A 21,400-nucleotide genomic window follows, 5' to 3' on the forward strand; every position below is an offset into this window, starting at 1 on the left:
ATAAGTCTTGGCAAATTAATACTTTTTTGGACTAATATTTGAGAGCTCTTATCATTATCAGAAAATTTACCCGAATAATTGAATCGTAAAACGCATAAATTGGTAACCTTACAATTGAAAACAAAACAAGTTTCTTTTTACCTTCTTATTCTAATTTTATTAGCGTCTTGCAATACGGTTAAGCGAGTTAAGGACAACCAATATTTACTTACAGAAAATAAAATTGAAGTCGACGGAAAAATAACAAACAAAGAACGTGTTACAAATATTCCGCTACAGAAACCAAATACAGAAATTCCATTTTTAGGCATTCCGTTTAAGCTACATATCTACAATTTGGCAAGACCCAATATAGACTCTATTTTACAAGCCAAAATATATGACGATTCGTCTAAAGTAAAACGAAAAATAAAACTTCTATCTAAAAAGCAACTTCGACGCGAGTTACAAGCACGACGAAACTTTAACTCTTGGCTAAAACGAATAGGTGAAGCACCAACAATCCTTAACGAAGATAAAACCGAGAAAACAAAAAATAGGCTGCGTGCTTACTACTTTAAGCGTGGTTGGTTGTATAATGAAGTAGACTACGAAATAAAACGTGATTCTAATAAAACGGCAAAAGTAAAATATATAGTTACTAAAAATCAACCAAGTGTTCTTGACACGCTAAAGACTACTATAAGCACGCCCATTGTCGATTCTATTTACCAGGCAAATAAAAATGAATCATTTCTAAAGAAAGGTGAACAATACGAAGAAGATAATTTTACCAAAGAACGCTCTAGAATTAATAATTTAATGCGAAATTCTGGAGTCTATTTTTTCGGTGAAGACTATGTGCGTTTTGAGATTGACACCTTTAAATCTCGAAATACTTACAACTCAGAACTTATAATCGGAAATCGCACAATACGCTATGATGATTCGACAAACACAAAACCATTTAAAATTTACACTATAAAAGACGTTAATATATTTACTGATGCTTCCAACGAAAACCGAATAGAAGGTAATCAGATAAGCGACAGTACAAATTATAATGGATATAATATTTATAGTTTTGACAAATTACGGTTTAAGCCTAAGGCCTTAACAGATGCCGTATTTATAAAAAGAGGAGAAATCTACAGAGATATTGACCGCACAAGAACATCCAGATACCTTAACCAATTGCAAATGTTTAGATATCCTGGCGTAGATTTTGTGCCCAACGAAGCAGACTCTACACTTACTGCCAACATATTTCTATCGCCAAGAAAGAAATACGAACTAGGATTTTCTTTTGATGTATCTCAAAGCAACATCCAGACTATAGGATTTGCTTTTAGTACAGGCCTAAAAATTAGAAATGTATTTAGAGGTGCAGAAACGCTAGATATTTCTGCTTTGGGTTCTATTGGAGCTTCGGAAGATGTTAGTGACAGTGACAACACATTTTTTAATATTAATGAGTTTGGAGGTTCTATAGGGTTAACCATACCACGATTATTTTTCCCGTTTAATACCGAAAAAATAATTCCTAAGACTATGTCTCCAAGCACCCGAATAAATCTATCTGCAACCAGCCAGCAAAATATTGGTCTAGATAGACAAACACTGTCGGGTATTTTTGCGTACAATTGGTTTCCTTCCGAGAAGGTTACAAACAATCTAGAGCTTTTTAATATTCAGTATGTAAGAAACTTAAATCCAGAAAATTATTTTGGTGTTTACGTTAATTCTTTTAACCGACTTAACGAAATAGCACGAAATATAGGATATATTAATGACACAGAAACCTTGGTTAACGCGCCTGCAGACTTTAGTCCTGCAGATGTATTTATTAACGATGTTTTAAGTGGTAATACAAGTCTAACTGGTACAGATGATGCCTTTATAGATGTAAGTAATATTAGCCAAAGACAAGACCGATTAACGGAGGATAACTTAATTATTTCTTCGAGTTTCGACTACAAGCGTGATACACGTTCGGATTTATCAGACAATAGTTTTTCGACATTCAAATTTCATGTAGAAACGGCTGGGAATTTAATGAGCGGCATTTCTAGTCTTACAGGAACAGATAAGAACGCTAATGATAGATACGAAATACTAAATGTTCCTTTTTCGCAATACTTTAAAACCGAGTTAGACTATGTGAAGTATTTTGGTCTTAGAGGTAGAAAAAATGTACTTGCTTTTAGAAGTTATCTTGGATTGGCCATTCCTTTTGGGAATTCTAACAACATTCCATTTGTCGAGAGTTTTTTTGCTGGTGGACCTAATGATAACCGTGCATGGACCGCTTTTAATCTTGGACCTGGAAGCTCTCAAAACACAAATGAATTTAACGAAGCTAACTTAAAACTACATTTAAGTTTAGAGCAACGGTTCAATTTATTTGGCAATTTTGATGGCGCTCTATTTGTTGATGCTGGTAATATCTGGAATGCATTTGGTAATGTAGAGGACGACCCAAATTCGACATTTACAAACCTAAAATCTTTAATAGATATAGCTATGGGAAGTGGTTTTGGCCTTCGTTACGATTTCACTTTTTTTGTCCTTAGAGGAGATATCGGTTTTAAGACTTACGACCCATCACTTCCAACGGGTAATCGTTGGTTTACCAATTACAATTTTGGCAATGCGACTTATAATATTGGCATAAATTATCCATTCTAGGAAAAGAATTTAAACGACATCGTTTTCGTACATATTTAGTTAAATAAGCATCTCTAAAGTGATGATAACCGCGTATTTTCATTATTTTTGAAGTTAATAACATACAATTAAATCATCATGAGTCATTCTATAAAACCAGGCGTTGCTACTGGTCGTGAAGTACAAGAAATATTTAAGCTTGCTAAAGAAAAAGGATTTGCATTACCAGCAGTGAACGTTATCGGTTCTAATACAATTAATGGCGTATTAGAAACTGCCAAAGCGCTAAATGCACCTGTAATTATTCAATTCTCTAATGGTGGCGCACAATTTAACGCTGGCAAAGGATTAAGTAACGAAAATCAAAAAGCAGCAATTGCAGGTAGTATTGCTGGCGCCAAACATGTGCACTTAATGGCAGAAGCTTATGGTGTCCCTGTTATATTACATACCGATCACTGTGCTAAAAAATTACTGCCTTGGATTGATGGTTTGTTAGATGCTAGCGAAAAACACTTTGCAGAAACAGGAAAATCGCTTTACAGTTCTCATATGATAGATTTAAGCGAGGAACCTCTTGAAGAAAATATCGAAATATGCAAGACATATCTAAAGCGCATGAGCAAAATGGGCATGACTTTAGAAATAGAACTTGGAATTACTGGTGGTGAAGAAGATGGTGTAGATAATAGTGATGTCGACGAATCTAAATTGTATACGCAACCAGAAGAAGTCGCATATGCCTATGAAGAATTAAGCAAAATAAGCGACCAATTTACCATTGCAGCAGCATTTGGAAATGTTCACGGTGTTTACAAACCAGGTAATGTAAAGTTAACTCCAAAGATTCTAAAAAATTCTCAAGAATATATTACAAAAAAGTATGGTGTATCACATAACCATATAGATTTTGTATTCCATGGCGGCTCAGGTTCTACTTTAGAAGAAATTAGAGAAGCGATTGGTTATGGCGTTATTAAAATGAATATCGATACAGACATGCAATATGCATTTATGTCTGGCGTAAGAGATTATATGAGCGAAAAAGAGGCTTATCTTAAAACCCAAATTGGTAGCCCAGATGGCCCTGATTCTCCAAACAAAAAATACTACGATCCGCGCGTGTGGTTGCGCAAAGGAGAAGATGCATTTGTAGCAAGACTCAAAAAAGCTTTTGAAGACTTAAATAACGTAAATACTTTATAGTACTATTTTTTAATACAATTAAAACCCTGTTTCACAGTAATTTGAAACAGGGTTTTTCAATTTACAATCACTACCTTAAGCATAATACTCTAAATGTTGAACAGTTATTATAAAATGCCTAATTTTGTATGCTGAATTTATTTCAGACTAACTGATAATAGTTTAGAGTCAATCTAAAATCGCTAACTTGCCCTGAGCTTAGTCGAAGGGTCAAAAACATAAATCGACATATGGCTTGGTTTAAAAGAAAAGATAAAGGAATACAGACCTCTACCGAAGAAAAAAAAGACACTCCTAAAGGGCTTTGGTACAAATCCCCTACTGGGAAAATAATAGACACCAAAGAACTTGAAAAGAACTTCTACGTAAGCCCGGAAGATGGATATCACGTTAGAATTGGCAGTAAAGAATATTTTGAAATATTATTTGATGACAACAAGTTTAAAGAATTAGATGCTGGCTTATCATCCAAAGATCCATTAAAATTCGAAGACACAAAAAAATATCCAGACCGACTAAAAGCTGCACAAGAAAAAACAAAACTAAAAGACGCAGTACGCACAGCAGTGGGTAAATCTAAAGGGCAAGATTTAGTCATTGCCTGTATGGATTTTGCCTTTATTGGTGGCTCAATGGGCAGTGTTGTCGGAGAAAAAATAGCACGTGCTGCAGATTACGCATTAAAAAAGAAATTGCCGTTTATGATTATTAGTAAGTCTGGTGGTGCGCGTATGATGGAAGCTGCCTTATCACTTATGCAATTGGCAAAAACATCTGTAAAATTAGCGCAATTGGCAGACGCTGGTATTCCATACATATCGTTATGTACAGACCCAACAACAGGTGGAACAACAGCCTCTTTTGCTATGCTGGGAGACATTAATATCGCAGAACCTGGAGCCTTAATTGGTTTTGCTGGTCCTCGTGTAGTTAGAGATACTACAGGAAAGGAATTGCCAGAAGGATTTCAGACCTCAGAATTTTTGTTAGAACATGGCTTTTTAGACTTTATTAGTCATCGTAAAGATTTAAAAGATAAGATTAATCTTTATATAGATTTAATAAAGAATCAGCCTTTGAGAGCATAAAAAAAGCGAGCAACACTTCGAGTAACCTCAGTGAACAGCTCGCTTTTTCATTTAAACTCAACCAAAACTAATTTAAAGTAATTATGATTTCTGTGCCATTATTAAAGGTAAACAAGGCTTCGTTATCACAATCACCAGTACCGTAATCAAATATTCCCCCAAAGTTTGTACGTTGTATATCTATAGTTCCGCTTACGAAATAAGTGCATATAACTTCTCTTCTCAGTGGTGTTAGCACTTCATAAGTATGTGAGTTTCCGTTTACAAATGTAGTTGTCCAGTTTCCTGATACTTCAAATACATTATCACTAAAAATACCGCTTCCAAAACCTTCTACCCATTCTCTAACTTTTGTTCCATTTCTGGATGCCTGTAACCCATTTGGCCAAATCACTGTTAAATCTAAGGTATGTGTAAACTGCGGATTACCATTATCGTTTTCTTTTTCTCTTAATATTGTTCGGCTACCTAGGACATTCTTATTATCAAAATAAAAATCAATAAGATTATATGTAATAAGTATTTCTTGAGCTTCAACATCTCGCGTGTATGAGAAAACGATTTGTCCTTTTAACACATGCCCTCTTACTAAACAGCCTTCATTTCCGAAATCTACAGTGACTTCTCTAAATCCTTGTTCTGCAACAACAGTAATCGTTACACAATCGGGTAAGGCAGGAGGTGCAACCCTTCCATTTGGATTAGCAAGGTCAAATTCAAAAACTTCGACAACCATATCTTCAAGAGAGGAGCTTGCTGCATCCACCTCAGAAGCTCTTGCTAATTCTAAAGTGTCTTGAGAAGTATTATCAATCTGTAAAGGCTCGTCGTTGTCCGTACAAGAGCTAAATGACATTCCGATGACTAATAAAGCTAAAATGCTTTTAATAATTCTTTTAAAATATTTCATAATCAATTTATTTAAGTTATTAATAATTACTTTAAATACTTCGTTATCTTCTGCGCATAAAAGACTTTTTTTATAAAGTATTTCGAATTTATGGTGTTAACATGATTTTAAGACCTTGATATTTTAAAAAGGTTTAAAACCGTTTATCGAAAACTTTAAATTATTGAATTATAAGCTTGTTAATCTTTAATTTTTCCTATATTTGCCGCCTGAAAGAAAGACTTTCAGGATACATAACAATCATTTACATAAATATTAGCATGTACATTACAAAAGAAAAGAAGGCTGAAATCTTCGCTAAACATGGTAAAAGTGCAAACGATACAGGTTCTGCCGAAGGACAAATTGCATTATTTACAGCAAGAATTAATCACTTAACAGAACACTTAAAGAATAATCGTAAAGATTATAATACAGAGCGTTCTTTGGTAAAATTAGTAGGAAAGCGTCGTGCTTTACTAGACTACTTAACTAAGAAAGATATCTTAAGATATCGTGCAATAGTTAAAGAATTAGGATTAAGAAAGTAATCGAAATACAAAGACCACGCCTCTGAGCGTGGTTTTTTTATAAATATAACGCAATCGAAAGCGTATAACATTCGAGTTGAAGAAGCTAAATACAGTTTTTCATTGGTCAAACAACCTGTCCTCTTAACAAGGCAAACAACTACACAACAACAACACAACGACCATTGTTTAACAATGCTTTTTATTAGAGGTTTTTTAAGCCTAATAAAGATAAGAAGCAAGAATAAAAATTTATGATTCCAAAAACTTACAAAGAGGTCATAGACCTTGGCGACGGTAGAGAAATTTCTATCGAAACCGGAAAATTAGCAAAACAGGCACATGGTTCTGTTGTTGTACAATCAGGAAAATGTATGTTATTATGTACAGTAGTTTCCAATTATCATTCTGCTGATGTAGATTTCCTACCCTTAACAGTAGACTATAGAGAAAAATTTGCTGCTGCAGGACGCTATCCTGGTGGTTTCTTTAAAAGAGAGGCAAGACCAAGTGATGGTGAAGTATTAACAATGCGTTTAGTGGACCGTGTATTACGTCCATTATTCCCAAAGGATTACCATGCAGAAACTCAAGTGATGATTCAATTAATGTCTCATGACCCAGAAGTTATGCCGGATGCTATGGCAGGATTGGCCGCTTCAGCCGCTATTCAATTATCAGATATTCCTTTTGAAACACCGATATCAGAGGTTAGAGTTGGACGTATTAATGGCGAATTTATTATCAACCCAACACAAGACCAATTATTAGAATGTGATATAGATATGATGGTTGGTGCATCTGCCGATTCTGTAATGATGGTAGAAGGTGAAATGGATGAGATTTCTGAAGAAGAAATGACAGAAGCCATTAAAGTAGCTCACGAGGCTATTAAAGTTCAATGTGCTGCACAAGTAAAATTAGCAGAAGCGGTTGGCAAAAAAGAAACTCGAGAGTACGAGCCAGAGCGTGAAGACGAAGACCTAGCGAAAAAAATTCATGATATGGTATATGATAAAACATATGCTATAGCTAAAGCAGGTTCTTCTAAACACGAAAGAGGTGCTGCTTTTTCTGAAATTAAAGAAGAAGTATTCAATTCATTTTCTGAAGAAGAACAAGCAGATTTAGGAAAACTGATTCACAAGTATGTAGCTAAAGCTCAAAAAACAGCGATTAGAGATTTAACCCTAAATGAAGGTTTACGTTTAGACGGTCGTAAAACTACAGATATTAGACCTATATGGTGTGAAGTAGATTATTTACCATCTACTCATGGTTCTGCCATCTTTACACGTGGAGAAACTCAAGCATTAGCCACTGTAACTTTAGGAACATCTAGAGAAGCAAACCAAATAGATATGCCATCTTTTGAGGGTGAAGAACGTTTCTATTTACACTATAACTTCCCTCCTTTTTCAACTGGTGAAGCACGACCAATTCGTGGAACATCACGTCGCGAAGTAGGTCACGGTAACTTAGCACAGCGTGCGCTTAAAGGTATGGTACCAGATGATTGTCCATACACAGTACGTGTTGTATCAGAAGTATTAGAATCTAACGGCTCGTCTTCTATGGCAACAGTATGTTCTGGTACAATGGCATTAATGGATGCAGGCGTACAGTTAAAGAAACCTGTTTCTGGTATTGCAATGGGATTAATTTCTGAAGGTGATAAATATGCTGTTTTGTCTGATATCTTAGGTGATGAGGATCATTTAGGTGACATGGACTTTAAAGTAACAGGTACTGCAGATGGTATTACGGCTTGCCAAATGGATATTAAAGTAAAAGGCTTATCCTACGAGATTTTAGTAAATGCATTAAAACAAGCACGAGATGGTCGTTTACATATTCTTGAAAAATTAACTGATACCATAGCACAGCCAAACCCTGAGGTGAAAGACCATGCGCCAACAATGGTAACACGTCGTATCCCTAACGAATTTATTGGTGCTTTAATCGGTCCTGGTGGAAAAGTAATTCAAGAATTACAAAAAGAAACAGACACCACAATCGTTATTAACGAAGACCCAGTAACAGAAGAAGGTATTGTAGAAGTTCTTGGTGTTGGTAGTAAAGGTATTGATGCTGTAATGGCAAAGATTGATTCTTTATTATTCAAGCCAGAAGTTGGTAGCGTTTACGAAGTAAAAGTTATAAAAATGCTTGATTTTGGTGCTGTTGTAGAATATACTGAAGCTCCAGGAAATGAAGTTTTATTGCACGTAAGCGAACTCGCTTGGGAACGTACAGAAAACGTTTCTGATGTTGTAAACATGGGTGATGTTTTTGATGTAAAATATTTTGGTATTGACCCTAGAACAAAGAAAGAGAAAGTATCTCGGAAAGCTATTTTACCAAAACCAGAAGGTTATGTAGAACGTCCTAAAAGAGACAATAACCGCTCTGGCGGACGTGATAACAGAGGTAGAGACAACCGTGGACGCGATAATCGTAACAGAGACAACCGCAGAGACGACAGAAAACCAAGAGAAGATAATAAGGAAGATTAATTTCTTTTAACTCTTTATATTTAAAAGCCCAACATTACTGTTGGGCTTTTTGTTTTATTATACACGCAACCTTTTACAAAATCTTACATCTATTAAAAAATAAATCGCTTATGAAAAAATATTTCACTATTACTCTAAAGCTAATCATTTTAGTATTATTTATCTCTTGTTCCAAAGATTCAATTGATAATAATATTAATAATGCATTTGACTGTCAACTTGATTCTGACCCAGATTTTATCGGTATATGCATAAATGGATCAACATTAGCTAATGCAAATGAAACCTTAATTTACGCTAGTAAATCTTCTTCCAATTTTTCTGAAATTATCTGGGAAATTCAGTCTGGCAATATGGAAATTATTGCTGTTGAAAATAGTTTTGACGGAGATTTACCAAAATCATTAGCAACAATACAATTCAACTCTGATTTTACAGGAGGAAGCATAAAAGTTGTTGCTAACTCCGAAAACAGCAACAACTTTGCTGAAATTTCAGATTTTATTATAGAAGTAACTAACTAGTAAAAACTCTCCTATACACTTAGTTAGGTCAATAAAGCAATAAACAAAAAACTGCAAAATGAAAAAGACAATTATATTTTACTCGGCATTAATACTTACACTGTTATCATGTAGCAAAGACAATGATGATACAATTAACCAAAGTTTAAGTAATAAGAATGAAAAAATACAGCTTTCACCATTAGAAGAAATAACTCAAGATTCAGACTTATTTAGATACTTATTAGAAATCTCTTCGGATAACGAAAATCCAAATGAAAGTATTACCTGTATTAACTTTAACTACACCCTATCCGTATTCATTTTTGACGAAAACAATGAATTTGTATCCTTAAATGCGGTCACAGATGATGATGATTTTAGTGACTTATTAGGAAACTTAGATGACAACTTTTCTATAAGCATAAGCTTTCCTATTTCAGCAACTCTGGAAAGTGGAGAAGCATTTACCATAACTAATAAAGAAGAGCTTAGACAATCGATTGATAATTGTTTAGATATCGAAAGAGTTGGAGAATGCAATGCTTTTCTTGAAGATTGTAAATTTAGAGTTGGCTATAGTTTTGATGGCGAAAACACATATTTGGGTGGCATTTTTGAAGAATCCAGTGGCTTAACCACTTTTACATTTGAAGGCGAAGACTATATTGGGTCATGGACAGCTCTAAGTATAGAAAGTGAACTACATATAAATATTAATCTCGTTGAAGCTAACGAAGACATCACCGAGTTTTTTAATTATGATTGGATTGTAGAATATTTAGACGATAATTCTATAAAACTCACAAATCAAGACCGAGAGATAATATTGCATAAAAAATGCGATATAGATTTTGATTTATGTGCGAGTTTACTATACGAAGTTTGCGAAAATGAGCCAAATTCAGAAATCTCTGATTTTGTTTTAAGTGATTACGAAGTATGTATCATTGACATCCTTGATATTAATGAAAATTCTGAAATTAGTTTTCATGAAACACTTGAGGATGCAGAAAACAACTTAAATGCAATTACCGCAGATGATATTTATAATAACACTGAGAATAATCAAAGTATTTTTGTAAAAATTGTAGATGAAGACAATATGTCTGAATACATTGTAGAAATCATACTCGTTTCTGTAGGTTGCTAATTTTTCAACCTCATTTAAAACAAACACAAATTATAAAGCCCAACATTACTGTTGGGCTTTTAATTTATAGACTTGCAATTCTCCTTGATTTTATTATATTATAAACTATGATACAACAAGACAAAGACAATTACAAAGAAGAATTAGAACATTCCATTAATTATTTAGAAAATTTAGGCTATCAAAATATCAAAGCCGATATTGAGGGTTTTGAAAGTCCGAAATCTTTTTTAAAGAAAGGAAGTAATATTGTAATTACGCCTGATATTGTAGCCGAAAAGGAAGGTAGGAAATATTTATTTGATTTAAGCCTAAAGAGCGTAAAGCCAAAGCTATTAAAATCCAAGTGGCTATTCCTTAATACGCTTAGCCAAATTAAGTCCTACAGATTTAGATTAATAACTAAACGTGGGCATTATAAATTCTCCGACGAAATCACAAGTGCAATTAACTTAGATACAGTGCGAATCATCAAATTGTAAATTATTTTTATTTTTTTGTAACAAAACATACATTCTGTACGTATTACTATAGCGCAACATCGTGTTGCACCGAAAAAATTGCACACATAATTTTACATGAGACAACTTAAAATTACCAAGCAGGTTACTAACAGAGAAACCGCTTCATTAGACAAGTATTTACAAGAAATTGGTAAAGTAGACCTTATTACTGCAGACGAAGAAGTAGAATTGGCACAGCGTATTAAAGCTGGTGACCAAATCGCTTTAGAGAAGTTAACAAAGGCAAATTTACGTTTCGTTGTATCTGTAGCAAAGCAATATCAAAACCAAGGATTAACATTACCAGATTTAATTAACGAAGGTAATTTAGGTTTGATTAAAGCTGCACAACGTTTTGATGAAACTCGTGGTTTTAAATTTATATCATACGCCGTTTGGTGGATTAGGCAATCTATTTTACAAGCATTAGCAGAGCAATCTCGTATTGTGCGTTTACCGCTTAATAAGATTGGTTCTATTAACAAAATCAATAAAACCTTTGCCTTTTTAGAGCAAAGCCATGAGCGTCCGCCATCTGCGGAAGAAATTGCTAAGGAATTAGACATGACTATTAACGATGTTAAAGAGTCTATGAAAAATTCTGGGCGTCACGTATCTATGGATGCACCACTTGTTGAAGGTGAAGATTCTAACCTTTACGACGTATTACGTAGTGGTGAGTCTCCAAACCCTGATAGAGATTTATTACACGAATCGCTTAGAACAGAGATTGAGCGTGCGCTTGAAACATTAACTCCTCGTGAAGCAGATGTGATTCGTTTATATTTTGGTTTAGGTAACCAACACCCAATGACTTTAGAAGAAATTGGAGAAACGTTTGATTTGACTCGTGAGCGTGTAAGACAGATAAAAGAAAAAGCAATTCGTAGGTTAAAACACACCTCACGAAGCAAAATATTAAAGACTTATTTAGGATAGTAATATCGTTATTTTAATTTTTAATTAATTTTGTTAGATTACGATACGATTTACGACTAAATTACGGTAACAACAGTTACAAAACATAACTGTTCGTTTTTTGATTGATGAAAGAACCCACGGCTGATTACCGTGGGTTCACTTTTTTTAGAAGCCCATCTTCTGTCTTCCCAAGGAGAGGAACTTCCACTGTTGTGCAGGTTGTATCTTAAAATATTCTTCAAATAGATTTACTTCTTTTTTTGAAAGAAACTGTCACTGTTTCATAAAAAGAATTTTGAATCACTTTTTGAAGTTGCTATTTCAATATCGAGCGACAGTCGAGATATGTTTATTTGATAAACTCAAAACCTTATTCGAAAAATATTTGCAAAACAATTAAAAGTTTTTTTAGTCAACTTTTGATAAGTCAAACTTTCATTTTTTACCTACTTTTGCACAAACAACAACACAACAAAAATGGCTTCGAACTTAATAGCGCCTTCAATGCTAGCTGCCGATTTCGGCAATCTCCAACGTGATACAGAAATGGTTAACAACAGTGATGCCGATTGGTTTCATATCGATGTTATGGATGGGCATTTCGTCCCAAATATTTCTTATGGAATGCCAGTGATAGCCGCTATAAAAAAGCATGCTACTAAACCATTAGACGTGCATCTAATGATAGAAAAGCCAGAACGCTATATTGAAGAATTTGCAAAAGTTGGCGCTGATATTATCACCGTACATCACGAAAGTACTGTGCATCTTCACCGTACACTAAGACAAATAAAAGCGGCTGGTTGTAAAGCAGGAATTGTTTTAAACTTAACAACACCTGTTTCGGCTTTAGAAGACATTTTACCAGAATGTTATATGGTATTACTTATGTCCATAAATCCTGGTTTTGGCGGGCAAAAATTCGAAGACATTACTTATAATCGTGTAAAGAAGCTTCGTAAAATGATTGACGAGCAAGGCTTAGATACACTTATTGAAATTGATGGTGGTGTAACGGACCAAAACATAAAAAAACTGGCTGATGCTGGCGCGAATGTTTTTGTTGCTGGAAGTCACGTTTTTAAAAGTGACAATCAGCCAGAAACGATTGCTAATTTGAAGCGTTTAGCTAATTCTTAATTAGCTTTTGTGTAATTACCTCAACAATACGCTCAGCAGTTTTCCCGTCCCATAACGGAATAGATTGTGTCTGTTTCCATTGATTGTTAAAGAGTCTATCTAAATGAGATTTAAGATTCTGAGGATTTGTGCCTACTAATTCGTTTGTACCTAACTCGATAGTTTCTGGGCGTTCTGTATTATCTCTAAGTGTTAGACAAGGTACATTCATGACAGAAGCTTCCTCAGTAATTCCTCCAGAATCCGTAATTACGGCTTTGGCGTGTTGTACCAAATAATTAAATTCTAAATAACTCAAAGGCTCAACCACACAAAGACGCTTAGTATTTACATCTAGCTGTGATAATATTTTCTGCGTTCGTGGATGTGCTGGAAATACAATTGGCAAATCCCTTGTTTGGTTGAGAATTTCGTTCAGCATTGCTTCGAGATTACGCTCTTCGTCTACATTTGCAGGACGATGCATTGTTAAGACCATATAGTTTTGGGCTTCAAGTTTTAGAGCGTCCCAAATTGAAGGTTTATAAAATCTGCTTTTATTATTCAAAAGTGTATCTATCATGGTGTTTCCTACTAAGAACAACTGATTTTCTGTCTTACCTTCTTCTAATAAATTTTTATTTGCTAGTTCCGACGTTGTAAAAAAGTAATCGGCAATACTATCTGTCACAATCCTATTCACTTCCTCTGGCATCGTCATATCACCAGAACGGATTCCACCTTCAACATGAGCTACTTTAATATCTAGTTTTTTAGCCACAAGTGTACATGCCATGGTGGATGTTACATCGCCAACAACTAAAACTAAATCAGCAGGAAAGCTATTCAACTCTTTTTCAAAAGCTAATAAAATACTCGCTGTTTGCTCAGCTTGTGTTCCGCCAGAACACTCAAGATTAGTATTTGGTTCTGGTATTGCCAATTGCTCAAAAAAGCTTTGAGACATATTTTTATCGTAATGCTGTCCTGTATGCACCAATCGATAACCTAAATCTTCTCCAGTATCTTTGGCTTTATTTAATGCACTTATAATTGGCGCAATCTTCATAAAGTTTGGGCGTGCTCCTGCTACTATTGTAATTTTATACATCTCGGATTTTAGCTGAATTTTAGTTCTTTCAAATTTACACTTTTAGCAATTATTTATACAAACTATTAATACCCTGCAAAATTAAAGTTTAGCATCTCCTTTACCTTATCATAAATATTTGGAAAGGTAGATTTAAACTCATTAGGGGTTTCAAAAAAACATTCAACCAATACTGCCACGAACTCAAACTCGTTTGTATAGGCATAAGCTCTAAAATATTTTGTGTTTATTAACTGTTCTCTTTTGTAATCATTAGCCTTTAAATAGCGCTTTAAATCTTTAAAAGTTTCTCCGAAGATAAGAGCACTTACGTCATTACTTTTATAGCTATTAAGATGCAACGCGTGTCCAAATTCGTGTATCCCAAGGTTAAGATTATCATTTTTAATATCATAACCATGTTTAAAATCTTCCCAAGAAAAGGCGATAACACCTAACATAGGGTTTACCTCGCCTTTGTGGAGCTGCTCGTTTATTTTTGAATAAAAAGGTCTTGGATAAATGAGTATCGTTTTAATTATAGGTAGTGTATAATTCTTAAATCCAAATGTAAGCATGATTGCCGTCGCGGACACCAAAACTTTCATCTCCTCAGTGACCACTAAATCCTCACGACCATAAAAACTTTTGTCTGATATAAAAGTAGCTAATCGGTGCTTAAATATGTCCTGCTCCTTGGAATTGAGCTGATTGTAAAACTGAAATCGTTTCTCTAAAACAAGTATTTGCTCGTTAGTCAATTTCTTAGGAATTAAAACAAAATTTAAGAACAATGGTTTTTTGTTAGCTTCTGCGTAGGTTTGTTCGACATACCGATAAGTATGCTTTAAAACAAATAGCCCTAAAAAAGAGAATAAGACAATATTTGGTATTAAACCAAAACTGGTTTCGAGAAATTGGGGCAAAAACATATGTAAATATAAACTTTTACTATTTTAATGCATATAAAAAATGCTCAAGCGAGCTTGAGCGTTTTTTCTTATTGAACTATTTATTTGTGACCTCGAAGGGATTACATATCCCAAAACGTTCCGCTTTGAAAATAGAATAGTCGTAAAAATGTCTAAACCTGTTTAAGCATTTTTACGACTATTCTATTTATTCGTGACCACGGTAGGATTCAAACCTACGACCGCTGGAGCCGAAATCCAGTGCTCTATTCAGCTGAGCTACGTGGCCTATTGAGAAATCTAGCGACTGCGCTCAAGGTGACATCTCAAAAATATATATTAAGACATTAATTTAGACTTAACAATAGTTGAAATTGTTTTACCATCGGCTTGGCCTGCTAACTGTTTATTTACAATTCCCATAACTTTACCCATGTCCTTCATTCCTTGAGCGCCAGTATCTGCGATAGCTTTTTCTACAGCCACTGTAATTGCAGCTTCATCGAGTTGCTCTGGTAAAAACTGACTTATCACTTCTGCTTGTGCCAACTCTGGTTCTGCCAAATCAGCTCTATTTTGCTCTGTAAAAATAGCTGCACTATCTTTTCTTTGCTTTACAAGTTTAGATAAGATTTTAATCTCATCATCCTTTGTTAACTCTCCTTCTGCTCCAGATGTTTGAGCCAATAAAATTTCGGATTTTACAGCTCTTAAAGCCGCTAATGCCGTTTGGTCTTTATCTTTCATTGCCGCTTTCATTGCGGTCATTATGTCTGATTGTAAGCTCATATCTTTTTAATTTTATTCGTCTGCGAAGATACTAAACTATTAAAACAAAACCCGAAAAGTTAAGGGACTTCTCGGGTTAATCTCCGTACTTAGCTCGTACTTCAATAGATTAATTATTAATCGACATTATCGTGTAAAAAAGAATTATTACTTCTTAATTGAATATCATCGTTATCGTCTGTACCTACTGACATTCGTGAGGCATTAGTCTCGGAAGAATGTTGCGTATCTTCTAAATTTACACCTTGACGTTTGTATGCGGGTTCTTTTTCTATTTCGTCAATCTTTGCATTATTAAACTTATAATTAAAGTCCTTCATTTTCTGACGACGCTCATTAGCTCTTGCTTTTAATATTTCAGAAATCGGACTATTCATTGGGTCAATTTCATCTAAAGACGCTGCATCTTCTGTTTCTTCAGTAGGTAAAATTTTCTTTTCGAATACTATTTCTTCCTTAACTTCCTTTTCTGTTTTTGCTTGAGTCGATGTGTCTGAATCTGAAGAAGTGAAATCATCTAGAGCATAACGCTTTTCGCCTTCTTCATTAACCTCCGTCACCGAAATTAACTCGATAGGATCAGTTACATCAATTTCCTTAACCTCTTCTTCTAGTTGGAAAAGCATTTTTTCGTCACCTGTTTCTGGCTCTTCAATTTTTTCACCATCAAATTGAGATAATGGCAAGTCAAAAGTTAATGTTATCTGTTCTTCTTCCTTTTCTTCAACTGGTTCGATTTCAGTCTTCTGAATTGGTGTAATTATAAAATCTTCGTCTGTAACTGGCTTGGCATCAAGCACCTCGTCGTAGATAACGTTAATGTTTTTAATGGCATCTGTTGTTTTAATTAATTCGTTTTCAATTACAGATGGCGCTTCTTCAAAATCTTCTTCCGTAAGTGTATGAATTATTGGAGCTTCGGTCTTGTCTTTCTCCAAAACAATATCAGGAGATATAATTGCCGGATCAGTTCCTTGAACTTCTATATCATCCTTAAAATCATCTTCTTCTAAAGCGTGAATCACTTTCTTTGCCTCGGTATTAGAGATTTCGTTTTGCTGATCGATATTAAACCCTGTAGCAATTATTGTTACCGAAATAGATTCTTGTAATGCCTCATCCTCGCCAACACCCATAATGATGTTTGCACCATGACCAGCTTCTGTCTGAATGTGGTCATTTATTTCTCCGATTTCGTCAATTGTAATTTCTTGAGTACCAGAAACGATAAGCAACAATACGTTTTTGGCTCCTGTGATTTTATTATCATTAAGTAATGGAGAATCTAAAGCTTTCATGATAGCTTCTTGCGCTCTAGTCTGACCAGACGCTGTTGCAGAACCCATAATCGCCGTACCACTATTGCTTAGCACTGTCTTAGCATCACGTAAATCGATATTTTGTGTGTAGTGATGTGTTATAACTTCTGCAATTCCTCTTGACGCTGTTGATAAGACTTCATCTGCTTTGGAGAAACCTGCTTTAAACCCGAGATTTCCATAAACTTCACGAAGTTTATTATTGTTGATTACTATTAATGAGTCTACATGCTCACGTAAACGCTCAACACCACGTTGGGCTTGCTCGTTACGCATTTTTCCTTCGAACTGAAATGGCATTGTTACGATACCAACAGTAAGTATATCTAACTCACGGGCCATCTTTGCTATAATCGGTGCGGCACCTGTACCAGTTCCACCGCCCATTCCTGCGGTGATAAAAACCATTTTGGTATTGGTATCTAGCATGCGTCGGATGTCCTCTAAACTCTCGACTGCCGATTGTTCACCAACATCTGGATTAGCGCCTGCACCAAGGCCTTCTGTTAGATTAACACCTAACTGAATTTTATTTGGCACACCACTGTTTTGGAGGGCTTGCGCATCCGTGTTGCAGATTACAAAATCTACGCCTTTGATGCCTTGTTGAAACATGTGATTGATTGCATTACTTCCGCCACCACCAACACCAATAACTTTAATAACATTGGATTGATTTTTTGGTAAGTCGAAAGCAATATTCCCAAATTCGTTGCTGTTGCTCATATTAACTTAATTATGGGTTTTATATATGTATTGATTAATTAATTCTTATTTGTTTGTCTACTCTGCGTTGTCTAAAAAGTCTTTAACGCGCTCGGTTAGTTTATCTAAAAACGAACGACGTTCTTTTTGCACTTCTTTAACTGCTTCTATAGTTTCTTCTGCGGTAACTTCAGTCTCTTCATGAGTTTCTTCTATTGCATTCTCAGCCATTTTTCTGTCTTGTCTTTTTAGACCATCCATAACTAAACCTACAGCTGTAGCAAATAATGGGCTCGCAATTTCCTCGTCACTGCCACCTGCTAAATGCTCGTTTGGATAGCCTATTCTGGTATCCATACCTGTAATATATTCTACCAATTGCTTTAAGTGCTTTAACTGGCTTCCACCACCTGTTAAGACAATTCCTGCAATAAGTTTCTTCTTCTGCTCTTCGTGTCCGTAGTTTTTTATTTCTACATAAACCTGTTCAATAATTTCTACAACTCGCGCATGAATTATTTTAGACAGATTTTTTAATGTGATTTCTTTTGGGTCACGACCACGCAAACCAGGTATTGAAACAATTTCGTTGTCTTTATTTTCTCCTGGCCAAGCTGAACCAAATTTCATTTTTAATAATTCGGCCTGCTTTTCTATAATGGAACAACCTTCTTTGATGTCTTCAGTAATAACATTTCCTCCAAAAGGAATTACCGCTGTGTGACGAATGATTCCGTCTTTAAACACTGCTAAATCTGTTGTTCCACCACCTATGTCTATTAATGCTACACCAGCTTCTTTTTCTTCTTGACTTAGCACAGCATTTGCTGATGCTAGAGGCTCAAGTGTTATACCTTCTAACTCTAAATCCGAACTTTTAACACAGCGTCCAATATTTCTGATTGAGGATACTTGACCAACGACCACATGAAAATTAGCCTCTAATCGCCCACCATACATACCGATTGGCTCCTTAATTTCAGCCTGGCCATCAACTTTAAATTCCTGTGGCAATACATGTATAATTTCCTCTCCAGGAAGCATTACTAACTTATGAACTTGATTGATTAAACGGTCGATATCCGTCTCATCTATTACTAATTCTGAATTTGCTCTTGTGATATAATCGCTATGTTGTAGGCTACGGATATGTTGTCCTGCTATACCAACTGTAACTTCAGAAATCTTTTCTGATGCAGCTGCTTCTGCTTCTTGCACAGCTTGCTGTATCGATTGTATGGTTTGTGTAATATTATTTACGACACCTCGGTGCACACCTAAACTCTTAGATTTACCAACACCTAAAATTTCTACCTTTCCGTATTCATTTTTGCGACCAATCATAGCCACAATCTTTGTGGTTCCTATGTCTAATCCTACCGAAATATTATGCTTTTCCATAATCTATTTTTTGGTGCATATCACTTGGTTATCAAACCTTAAGTTTACACTGCTATACGTGTTTATTGTTTTGTCTTTTATTGCTTTTTTATAGAAAGCTTTAAAATTATTTATCTTCTTTTCGAGTTTTCTTAAATCTCCGACATTCACCTCAAAGTCAAACTGCCGTAATCTTAGACTTATCTCTTCATTTTTGTCTTGACGAATTTCTATAACATGCTGTTTTAGAAATTGATCTTCATCTATAACTTTAGCAATTTGATATACTTTATCAAGCTTAGTTTTATAAACTGTACCTGTAACAAGAGGCACTCTGGCTGAATAATTAGCCGACAGAGGCATATATGACCCTTCATCATCTATATAATATGAAGCGTTTGTATGCACTCTAGCTATAGGTCTTTTTTGCTCAATTTGTGCCGAAAGTTGCCCATTTACAGACATATACACTTCGGCATTTTTGACCATTGGATTAGAATTTAGGGCAGATTCTAATTCATTCAAATCTATAATTTCTTTGTTCTTATTATTAAGGCCTTTCGGATTTTGTATTAACAATTTACTAACATTATCATGTGTTAAGAAAAGATTGTCAGAACTGGTAAATTCTATCCTTGGTTTGGTGATAACACGTGTCTTATTCCTAGTGTTTGTAAAGGCATACAAAACCCCTACTAATACAATTAGAACCAATAGTTTTATATATCCGTAATTAACTCGCAACCTCTAATGCTTTTTTAATTGTTTTTACCTCTTCTCCTATATCACCTGCACCGATAGTTAGTATTATCCTCGCCGAAGTTTCTTTTATTGCCTCTACTAAACTATCTTTTGCAACTAATTTTTTTCTTGGATTACTAATTTTATCTAATAACCATCCAGAACTTACACCTGATATTGGCAGTTCTCTAGCTGGATAAATATCTAGGAGCAAAACCTCGTCGAATTGTCCTAATGCCATAGCAAACTCGTCTGCAAAATCTTTAGTTCTTGAAAATAAATGTGGTTGAAATATTGCCAAGACTTTATCGTCTGGATACATCTCCCTTATTGCTTGATGTACAGCATTTATTTCTTGCGGATGATGCGCATAATCATCTATAAAAACTAAATTTTCGGTTTTAATTTGATAGGTGAATCTTCGTTTAACACCCATGTATGTTGCTAAAGCCTTGGCAAGCTGCGGCTGAGGGATGCCATATTCTACAGACATTGCCAAGGCGATTAATGCATTAGACAAGTTATGTCTACCTGGTAGGTTAAATTTGAAATCTTTAAAAATAGTTTTAGGCGTTTTTACATCAAAAACATAACTCCCATCTTCTATTCTAATATTTTGTGCGGTATAGTCTGAATTATCTTCTATACCGTAAGTAATACCGCTAATTGGTAAGCCTTTCTTAACAAACAACTTGCCCTTTGGCTTAATTTTTTTTGTGAAGTCCTTGAAGGATTTAGTTAATTCTGAAGCATCGCCATAGATATCCAAATGGTCTGCATCCATAGACGTAATACATGCATAATCTGGTGACAAGGTTAAGAACGAACGATCAAACTCATCTGCTTCTACCACTGTAACTTCAGTACCATTTAAAATTAAATTTGAATTGTAATTCTCACTTATTCCACCTAAAAAAGCAGTCATATTTACGTTGCATTCGTTAAGCAAATGTCCTAAAATGCTTGTTGTGGTTGTTTTACCGTGCGTCCCTGCTACTGCAAAACAAAACGTTTTTTTTGTAATTTCACCGAGAACTTCTGAACGCTTTTTAACCTCGAAATCATTCGATTTGAAAAAGTTTAATTCCGAATGCGAATTTGGTATTGCTGGCGTGTAAACCACCAATGTTTCTGAACGGTTTTTAAATTGCTCCGGAATTAAATCAAAATCATCTTCAAAATGAATGGCAACGCCTAAATCTTCTAAAGCTCGCGTAATATCTGATGGTGTTTTGTCGTACCCAGCCACTTGGTTTCCGTTTGCCACAAAATAGCGCGCCAGAGCACTCATGCCGATACCGCCAATGCCTATAAAGTAAACATTAGCCTTTCCTAAATCCTTTCCAAAGGAAAGGACTTGCTCACTGTTGTCAATATTTTTATTCTCCTTA

18 protein-coding genes and 1 tRNA gene are annotated in these 21,400 nt (G+C 35.0%); 10 read left to right on the top strand and 9 right to left on the bottom strand.

Annotation, left to right across the window (positions count from 1 at the left end):
* The first annotated feature begins 114 nt into the window (after nucleotides 1–114).
* From tamL to accD, 3 genes are all read left to right on the top strand, one after another.
* Nucleotides 115–2,667, top strand: a complete 2,553-nt coding sequence (gene tamL, locus DFQ05_RS05670) for a translocation and assembly module lipoprotein TamL (protein WP_241974220.1) — start codon at nucleotides 115–117, stop codon at nucleotides 2,665–2,667.
* A 117-nt stretch (nucleotides 2,668–2,784) separates the two neighbouring features.
* A complete protein-coding gene (fbaA, locus tag DFQ05_RS05675) occupies nucleotides 2,785–3,852 on the top strand; it encodes a class II fructose-bisphosphate aldolase (protein ID WP_132704439.1) in 1,068 nt (355 codons plus the stop codon).
* 230 nt (nucleotides 3,853–4,082) lie between these two features.
* Nucleotides 4,083–4,940, top strand: a complete 858-nt coding sequence (accD, locus tag DFQ05_RS05680; RefSeq protein ID WP_132704440.1) for an acetyl-CoA carboxylase, carboxyltransferase subunit beta — start codon at nucleotides 4,083–4,085, stop codon at nucleotides 4,938–4,940.
* 67 nt (nucleotides 4,941–5,007) lie between these two features.
* Here the strand turns inward: accD and DFQ05_RS05685 are convergent, their stop codons facing one another.
* Nucleotides 5,008–5,850, bottom strand: coding sequence for a hypothetical protein (locus tag DFQ05_RS05685; RefSeq protein ID WP_132704441.1), 843 nt, complete (start codon nucleotides 5,848–5,850; stop codon nucleotides 5,008–5,010).
* A gap of 260 nt (nucleotides 5,851–6,110) precedes the next feature.
* On the opposite strand from DFQ05_RS05685, the gene rpsO reads away from it, so the two are divergent.
* From rpsO to rpe, 7 genes are all read left to right on the top strand, one after another.
* Nucleotides 6,111–6,380, top strand: coding sequence for a 30S ribosomal protein S15 (gene rpsO / locus DFQ05_RS05690; RefSeq protein WP_132704442.1), 270 nt, complete (start codon nucleotides 6,111–6,113; stop codon nucleotides 6,378–6,380).
* Between the two features lie 233 nt (nucleotides 6,381–6,613).
* On the top strand, nucleotides 6,614–8,875 hold the full coding sequence (locus DFQ05_RS05695; protein ID WP_132704443.1) for a polyribonucleotide nucleotidyltransferase: 2,262 nt from the start codon (nucleotides 6,614–6,616) through the stop codon (nucleotides 8,873–8,875).
* A gap of 110 nt (nucleotides 8,876–8,985) precedes the next feature.
* Nucleotides 8,986–9,399, top strand: a complete 414-nt coding sequence (locus tag DFQ05_RS05700; protein WP_132704444.1) for a hypothetical protein — start codon at nucleotides 8,986–8,988, stop codon at nucleotides 9,397–9,399.
* Nucleotides 9,400–9,457: 58 nt separating this feature from the next.
* Complete coding sequence (locus tag DFQ05_RS05705) at nucleotides 9,458–10,531, top strand: hypothetical protein (RefSeq protein WP_132704445.1); 1,074 nt, start codon at nucleotides 9,458–9,460, stop codon at nucleotides 10,529–10,531.
* A gap of 107 nt (nucleotides 10,532–10,638) precedes the next feature.
* Nucleotides 10,639–11,013, top strand: coding sequence for a hypothetical protein (locus DFQ05_RS05710; protein ID WP_132704446.1), 375 nt, complete (start codon nucleotides 10,639–10,641; stop codon nucleotides 11,011–11,013).
* 96 nt (nucleotides 11,014–11,109) lie between these two features.
* A complete protein-coding gene (locus DFQ05_RS05715; protein ID WP_008270568.1) occupies nucleotides 11,110–11,973 on the top strand; it encodes a sigma-70 family RNA polymerase sigma factor in 864 nt (287 codons plus the stop codon).
* Between the two features lie 459 nt (nucleotides 11,974–12,432).
* Entirely contained in the window at nucleotides 12,433–13,095 is a 663-nt protein-coding gene (gene rpe / locus DFQ05_RS05720) for a ribulose-phosphate 3-epimerase (protein WP_132704447.1), read from the top strand.
* On the opposite strand, the gene wecB is transcribed toward rpe, so the two are convergent.
* From wecB to murC, 8 genes are all read right to left on the bottom strand, one after another.
* Nucleotides 13,085–14,185, bottom strand: a complete 1,101-nt coding sequence (wecB, locus tag DFQ05_RS05725; protein WP_132704448.1) for a non-hydrolyzing UDP-N-acetylglucosamine 2-epimerase — start codon at nucleotides 14,183–14,185, stop codon at nucleotides 13,085–13,087. The genes rpe and wecB overlap by 11 nt on opposite strands.
* 65 nt (nucleotides 14,186–14,250) lie before the next feature.
* Nucleotides 14,251–15,096, bottom strand: a complete 846-nt coding sequence (locus DFQ05_RS05730) for a zinc-dependent peptidase (RefSeq protein WP_132704449.1) — start codon at nucleotides 15,094–15,096, stop codon at nucleotides 14,251–14,253.
* Between the two features lie 194 nt (nucleotides 15,097–15,290).
* Nucleotides 15,291–15,364, bottom strand: a tRNA-Arg gene (locus tag DFQ05_RS05735).
* Nucleotides 15,365–15,414: 50 nt separating this feature from the next.
* Nucleotides 15,415–15,864, bottom strand: coding sequence for a GatB/YqeY domain-containing protein (locus DFQ05_RS05740; RefSeq protein WP_132704450.1), 450 nt, complete (start codon nucleotides 15,862–15,864; stop codon nucleotides 15,415–15,417).
* A gap of 116 nt (nucleotides 15,865–15,980) precedes the next feature.
* Nucleotides 15,981–17,909, bottom strand: coding sequence for a cell division protein FtsZ (gene ftsZ, locus DFQ05_RS05745; RefSeq protein ID WP_132704451.1), 1,929 nt, complete (start codon nucleotides 17,907–17,909; stop codon nucleotides 15,981–15,983).
* A gap of 57 nt (nucleotides 17,910–17,966) precedes the next feature.
* Nucleotides 17,967–19,289: a cell division protein FtsA gene (ftsA, locus tag DFQ05_RS05750; RefSeq protein ID WP_132704452.1), complete on the bottom strand. Its 1,323-nt coding sequence runs from the start codon at nucleotides 19,287–19,289 to the stop codon at nucleotides 17,967–17,969.
* Between the two features lie 3 nt (nucleotides 19,290–19,292).
* Nucleotides 19,293–20,012, bottom strand: coding sequence for a cell division protein FtsQ/DivIB (locus DFQ05_RS05755; protein WP_132704453.1), 720 nt, complete (start codon nucleotides 20,010–20,012; stop codon nucleotides 19,293–19,295).
* Nucleotides 20,002–21,384 (bottom strand): UDP-N-acetylmuramate--L-alanine ligase, encoded by a 1,383-nt coding sequence (gene murC, locus DFQ05_RS05760; RefSeq protein WP_277871518.1) that lies wholly within the window; start codon nucleotides 21,382–21,384, stop codon nucleotides 20,002–20,004. Before murC ends, DFQ05_RS05755 begins: the two co-directional genes overlap by 11 nt.
* Between the last annotated feature and the right edge of the window lie 16 nt (nucleotides 21,385–21,400).

The organism is Winogradskyella wandonensis, from assembly GCF_004346845.1.
In the GTDB taxonomy this organism is placed as follows: domain Bacteria; phylum Bacteroidota; class Bacteroidia; order Flavobacteriales; family Flavobacteriaceae; genus Winogradskyella; species Winogradskyella wandonensis.